Origin of the sequence: Klebsiella sp. MS 92-3, assembly GCF_000195655.1 — a bacterium.
Classification (GTDB): Bacteria; Pseudomonadota; Gammaproteobacteria; order Enterobacterales; family Enterobacteriaceae; genus Klebsiella; species Klebsiella pneumoniae.
This window is the reverse complement of record NZ_GL882780.1, coordinates 2,731-7,651: the sequence shown is the minus strand read 5'-3', so window position 1 is coordinate 7,651 and position 4,921 is coordinate 2,731. Positions and strand designations below refer to the sequence as shown.

The 4,921-nt window shown below is 61.8% G+C and carries 5 protein-coding genes; 3 read left to right on the top strand and 2 right to left on the bottom strand.

Going from position 1 to position 4,921, the window contains the following annotated elements; translation table 11 throughout:
- Positions 1–23 precede the first annotated feature (23 nt).
- Entirely contained in the window at positions 24–500 is a 477-nt protein-coding gene (locus HMPREF9538_RS18600; protein ID WP_002910717.1) for a GNAT family N-acetyltransferase, read from the bottom strand.
- Between the two features lie 98 nt (positions 501–598).
- Between HMPREF9538_RS18600 and HMPREF9538_RS18605 the strand changes: the two genes are divergently transcribed.
- From HMPREF9538_RS18605 to HMPREF9538_RS18615, 3 genes are all read left to right on the top strand, one after another.
- Entirely contained in the window at positions 599–1,525 is a 927-nt protein-coding gene (locus HMPREF9538_RS18605; protein WP_002910715.1) for a LysR family transcriptional regulator, read from the top strand.
- A gap of 303 nt (positions 1,526–1,828) precedes the next feature.
- A complete protein-coding gene (locus tag HMPREF9538_RS18610) occupies positions 1,829–3,124 on the top strand; it encodes an MFS transporter (RefSeq protein ID WP_032422930.1) in 1,296 nt (431 codons plus the stop codon).
- An 11-nt stretch (positions 3,125–3,135) separates the two neighbouring features.
- Positions 3,136–3,945: a substrate-binding domain-containing protein gene (locus tag HMPREF9538_RS18615; protein WP_004899032.1), complete on the top strand. Its 810-nt coding sequence runs from the start codon at positions 3,136–3,138 to the stop codon at positions 3,943–3,945.
- Here HMPREF9538_RS18615 and HMPREF9538_RS18620 read toward each other — a convergent pair.
- On the bottom strand, positions 3,920–4,819 hold the full coding sequence (locus tag HMPREF9538_RS18620) for a LysR family transcriptional regulator (protein WP_004152315.1): 900 nt from the start codon (positions 4,817–4,819) through the stop codon (positions 3,920–3,922). The genes HMPREF9538_RS18615 and HMPREF9538_RS18620 overlap by 26 nt on opposite strands.
- Positions 4,820–4,921 lie beyond the last annotated feature (102 nt).

Sequence of the window (4,921 nt, the reverse complement as noted above, 5' to 3'; positions counted from 1 at the left end):
GGGGGGGGGGGGGGGGAGCCGCTTTACTCCGCAAAGGCCCGCAGCGCATCGCCAGTGAGGCGATAACGCACCCATTCATCCTGCGGCTGCGCGCCAATGCTCAGATAGAAATCAATCGCCGGCTGGTTCCAGTCGAGCACGCTCCACTCCAGACGCCCGCACTGACGTTGTACAGCATATTGCGCGATGGTTTTCAGCAGCGCTTTTCCGGCGCCGATCCCGCGATAGTCGGGGGTGACGTACAGATCCTCCATATAGATACCATTGCGTCCAAGCCAGGTGGAGTAGCTGGTGAAAAACACCGCGTAGCCCACCGCTTTGCCCGCCACCTCGCAGATCAGCGCTTCGGTTTTGCTGCCGCTGGCAAACAGCGTCTCTCTGATCTCCTCTGGCGTCGTCACTACCTCTTCGGGGGCTTTCTCGTAGACCGCGAGTTCATAAATCATGTCGTAGATAGCGGTGGCGTCGTCCGGGGTGGCCTGGCGGATTGTGATGCTCATGGGGTGTCCTGTATCCATAGTCAAAAGAGAGCAAAATTGCTGACCCTGAGGATAAGCGGTATTGTGAAAAGAATTAAGTGCAATGAAATCAGCAAACGATGAATATTATGCATCCTGTCCTGCGCCGGATTGACCTCAACCTGTTGCCGGTCTTTGACGCGGTCTATCGCTCCCGCTCGGTACGCCTGGCGGCGGAAGAGCTGGCGATGAGCACCTCGGCGCTGAGCCATGCGCTTTCCCGGCTGCGCAGCGCCCTCAACGATCCGCTGTTCTACCGCGAAGGCCACCGGATGTGCCCCAGCGTCTATGCCAGCCAGCTGGCGCCCTCTATCGCTTCGGCGCTGAAGTTTCTCAACCAGGAGCTGACGCCGCCGGCGGCGTTTGTGCCGGCCGCCAGCACCGACTGCATGCAGATTGCGATCACCGATTTCACCGCGTTCTGCGTCTTTCCGACGCTGATGCATCACCTGCAGCGTGAGGCGCCCGGGCTGCGGTTTGAGCTCCGTTATCTGCCCCACAGCCCGGCGCTGACCGAGCTGCTGGCGGGCGAGGTCGACCTGGCCCTCGGGTTCAATACCCCTGACGAGCCAGCCCATCCCGATCTTGAGGAGATTAACTGGCTGCGGGACGAATATGTGGTCATCAGCCAGGCCAACCGGACGGCGCTGACCCTGGACGCCTACCTTGCTGCCCGTCATCTGGTGGTGACCCCGTGGAATGAGCGGCAGGGGGTGCTGGACTGTGAGCTGGAGCGGCAGGGCTATTCGCGGCAGGTGGCGATGAAAACCCCCTCGATGCTGAGCGCGCCCTTCATTATTGAGCAGAGCGACCTGTTGATGGCGCTGCCCCGGCGAGCGGCGGAGACGATGGCCCGCGCCGCCCGGCTGACCATTTTCCCGCTGCCGTTTCCGGTTCCGCCGTTTGACGTCAAGATTTACGCCCACCAACGCAGCGGGAAACGCGAGGCTACCCGCTGGCTTATCTCCCTGTTGCAGACGCTGGTGGGGGAGTCCACCGCTTCCTGACGCGCTTTACAGCCGGCAGGGTATTTTGTTACCCCAGGCCAGGTTTTATGCCTTCAACCCACGGCGACATATCCTGGCCCCGGTCACAAAACGGAAAACTGACTTTTTCGCCGTCACCCGCGGCGTGGTTAGGACGGTGTGTGTTAAACGATTGTATGTAAAAGTAATGTTAATTAGTTAAATGTTATTCATGCGTAAAATGCATTAGTGGATGCGTTTATTACGCTTATTTCGTTCCCGGTTCTGTTTCAGTCTTCAGCGACAGGCGCGCGACAACGCGTGGATAACAAACTGGAGACCTGCATGCATTCAACAACCTCACAGATGAGTACCCGTGACCGGATCGGCGCCATTCTGCGCGTCACGTCCGGTAACTTTCTCGAACAGTTCGACTTTTTTCTGTTCGGGTTTTATGCCACCTACATCGCCCATACCTTTTTTCCGGCGAGCAGTGAATTCGCCTCGCTGATGATGACCTTCGCAGTCTTTGGCGCCGGCTTTTTGATGCGCCCCATCGGCGCCATCGTGCTTGGCGCCTACATCGACAAGGTGGGGCGGCGCAAGGGGCTGATCGTCACCCTGTCGATCATGGCCACCGGCACCTTCCTGATCGTGCTGATCCCCTCTTACCAGACCATTGGCCTGTGGGCGCCATTGCTGGTGCTGATCGGCCGTCTGCTGCAGGGCTTTTCCGCTGGCGCCGAGTTGGGCGGGGTGTCGGTCTATCTGGCCGAGATCGCCACACCGGGTCGCAAAGGCTTTTACACCAGCTGGCAGTCGGGCAGTCAGCAGGTTGCCATCATGGTGGCGGCCGCGATGGGCTTTGCCCTCAACGCGGTGCTGGAGCAGAGCGCCATCAGCGACTGGGGCTGGCGCATTCCGTTCGTCTTCGGCTGCCTGATTGTTCCGTTCATTTTCATCCTGCGCCGTAAGCTGGAGGAGACCCAGGAGTTTACCGCCCGCCGCCATCATCTGGCGATGCGCCAGGTGTTCGCCACGCTGCTGGCGAACTGGCAGGTGGTTATCGCCGGGATGATGATGGTGGCGATGACCACCACCGCGTTCTATCTGATCACCGTCTATGCGCCGACCTTTGGTAAAAAGGTGCTGATGCTCAGCGCCTCTGACAGCCTGCTGGTTACGCTGCTGGTGGCGATTTCCAACTTCTTCTGGCTGCCGGTGGGCGGGGCGCTGTCCGACCGCTTTGGCCGCCGGCCGGTGCTGATTGCCATGACCCTGCTGGCGCTGGCTACCGCCTGGCCTGCGCTGACCCTGCTGGCGAACGCGCCGAGCTTTTTGATGATGCTGAGCGTGCTGCTGTGGCTGTCGTTTATCTACGGCATGTACAACGGGGCGATGATCCCGGCGCTGACCGAAATTATGCCTGCCGAAGTGCGCGTGGCAGGTTTCTCGCTGGCCTACAGCCTGGCGACGGCGGTATTTGGCGGCTTCACGCCGGTGATTTCCACGGCGCTGATCGAGTATACCGGTGATAAAGCGTCTCCCGGCTACTGGATGAGCTTTGCCGCCATCTGCGGCCTGCTGGCCACTTGCTACCTCTATCGCCGTAGCGCCGTTGCGCTGCAGACGGCACGTTAATCAGGGAGAAGATGATGCGTAAAACGACAGGAACCCTGCTAGCCACGCTGCTGCTGGCCGCCACCGGCGGCAGCGCGTTGTCCGCTGAGGTCACCGTGATGATCTCCGGCGGCTTCAAAGCGGCGCTGGAAAAGCTGGCCCCGGCGTGGGAAAAACAAACCGGCAACCACCTCGTGGTGATCCCTGGCCCGTCGATGGGAAAAACGCCGCAGGCGATCCCTAACCGTCTGGCGCGCGGCGAACACGCGGACGTGGTGATCATGGTCGGGGACGCGCTGACCAGCCTCGAGAAAGCGGGCCGTACGCAACCGGATTCGCGCCGGGAGCTGGCCGACTCGCCGATCGGCGTGGTGGTGAAGGCGGGGGCGCCGCTGCCGGCTATCCACAGCGCAGACCAGCTGCGGGCGACGCTGCTGGCGGCGCCATCGGTCGCGTACTCCGACAGCGCCAGCGGACGCTATGTCAGCTCGACGCTGTTCCACACCCTGGGCATTGATGACGCGATGCAGAGTAAAGCGCAGATGGTGGAGCGCATTCCGGTGGCCTCGGAAGTGGCCAAGGGACGGTATGCGATCGGTTTTCAGCAGGTGAGCGAACTGCTGCCGGTGCCCGGCGTAACCTTCGTCGGCGAACTGCCGGATAACCTGCAGTACATCACCCGCTTTGCCGGGGCGGTGACCATCAGCGCCGACCACCCGCAGGAAGGCAAGGCGCTGCTGACGTATCTGGCGTCACCGGCGGCGCAGGAGACCATCCACGCCACCGGTATGCGAAGCGTAGCCGCCGCCGCGCCGGTCAGCCAGAAGGATACTGTTCAATAATCAGCTTCTCCAGCTCTGCCGCCACGTAGGACTGAATACGGCCGCTGAGGCGGATCAGGCCTACCGTACGCGTGACCACCGGGTCGGTGAGCGGCACAGCGCGGAGAACGGAATGCTCCCCGGCGGGCATCGACATCGCGGGCACGGCGGCAATGCCGATGCCCGCTTCCACCATCCCCAGCATCGTGGTGACGTGGCGGGTTTCGCAGATACTTGGCCGCGCCGGCGTCAGATGCGCCAGCTCCCGGTCAAGCAGCGTCCGGTTGCCGGAGACCCGATCCAGGCCAATATAATCCTGTTCAAAATACGCCTGCCAGCTTAGGTGCGTCTTGCGCGCCAGCGGATGATCGTGCCGACAGGCGGCCACATAGCGGTCGTCGGCAAGAGGGGTGAATTCGATACTGGCTGGCAGGTTTTTGGCAAAGCAGAGGCCAAAGTCAGCCTGTCCGCTGCTGACCGCCTCGATCACATTCCCGACGCTGCTGTCAATCAACCGGATGCGCACCTGGGGATAACGCGCCTGAAAGCTGCGGATGATTTCCGGCATAAAGTAGTAGGCGGCGGAGGGCACTGTCGCCACCGTCACCAGCCCGGTGCGCGCCTTGCTGACCTGGCTGATATCCGCCAGCACCGTCTCGACATGGGCCAGCAGCTGCTCCGAACGTTCGGCAAAATTTTGCCCATACAGCGTGAGGGTCACCCGCCGGGTGGTGCGATCGAACAGCCGGTTGCCCAGCGCCGTCTCCAGCTTTTCGATGCGTCGGCTAAGGGCCGACTGCGACAGGCAGATGGATTCGGCCGCCAGCCGAAAACTGCCATATTCCATCAGGGCGCGAAAGGCGTAGAGATCGTTGAAGTCAAAATTTACGGGCATGGCGGCATCCTTATCGGCTGTCTGGCGCCATCGCCCCGTCCGGCGAGGGGCGATGGCGGGTAGCATATCGGGCAGGACTTCGGGGGGGGGGGGGGGGGGGGG

Coding starts and splice junctions, on each gene's coding strand:
- HMPREF9538_RS18620 (WP_004152315.1), bottom strand. CDS start 4,819: ATGCCCGTAAATTTTGACTTCAACGATCTCTACGCCTTTCGCGCCCTG.
- HMPREF9538_RS18615 (WP_004899032.1), top strand. CDS start 3,136: ATGATGCGTAAAACGACAGGAACCCTGCTAGCCACGCTGCTGCTGGCC.
- HMPREF9538_RS18605 (WP_002910715.1), top strand. CDS start 599: ATGAATATTATGCATCCTGTCCTGCGCCGGATTGACCTCAACCTGTTG.
- HMPREF9538_RS18600 (WP_002910717.1), bottom strand. CDS start 500: ATGAGCATCACAATCCGCCAGGCCACCCCGGACGACGCCACCGCTATC.
- HMPREF9538_RS18610 (WP_032422930.1), top strand. CDS start 1,829: ATGCATTCAACAACCTCACAGATGAGTACCCGTGACCGGATCGGCGCC.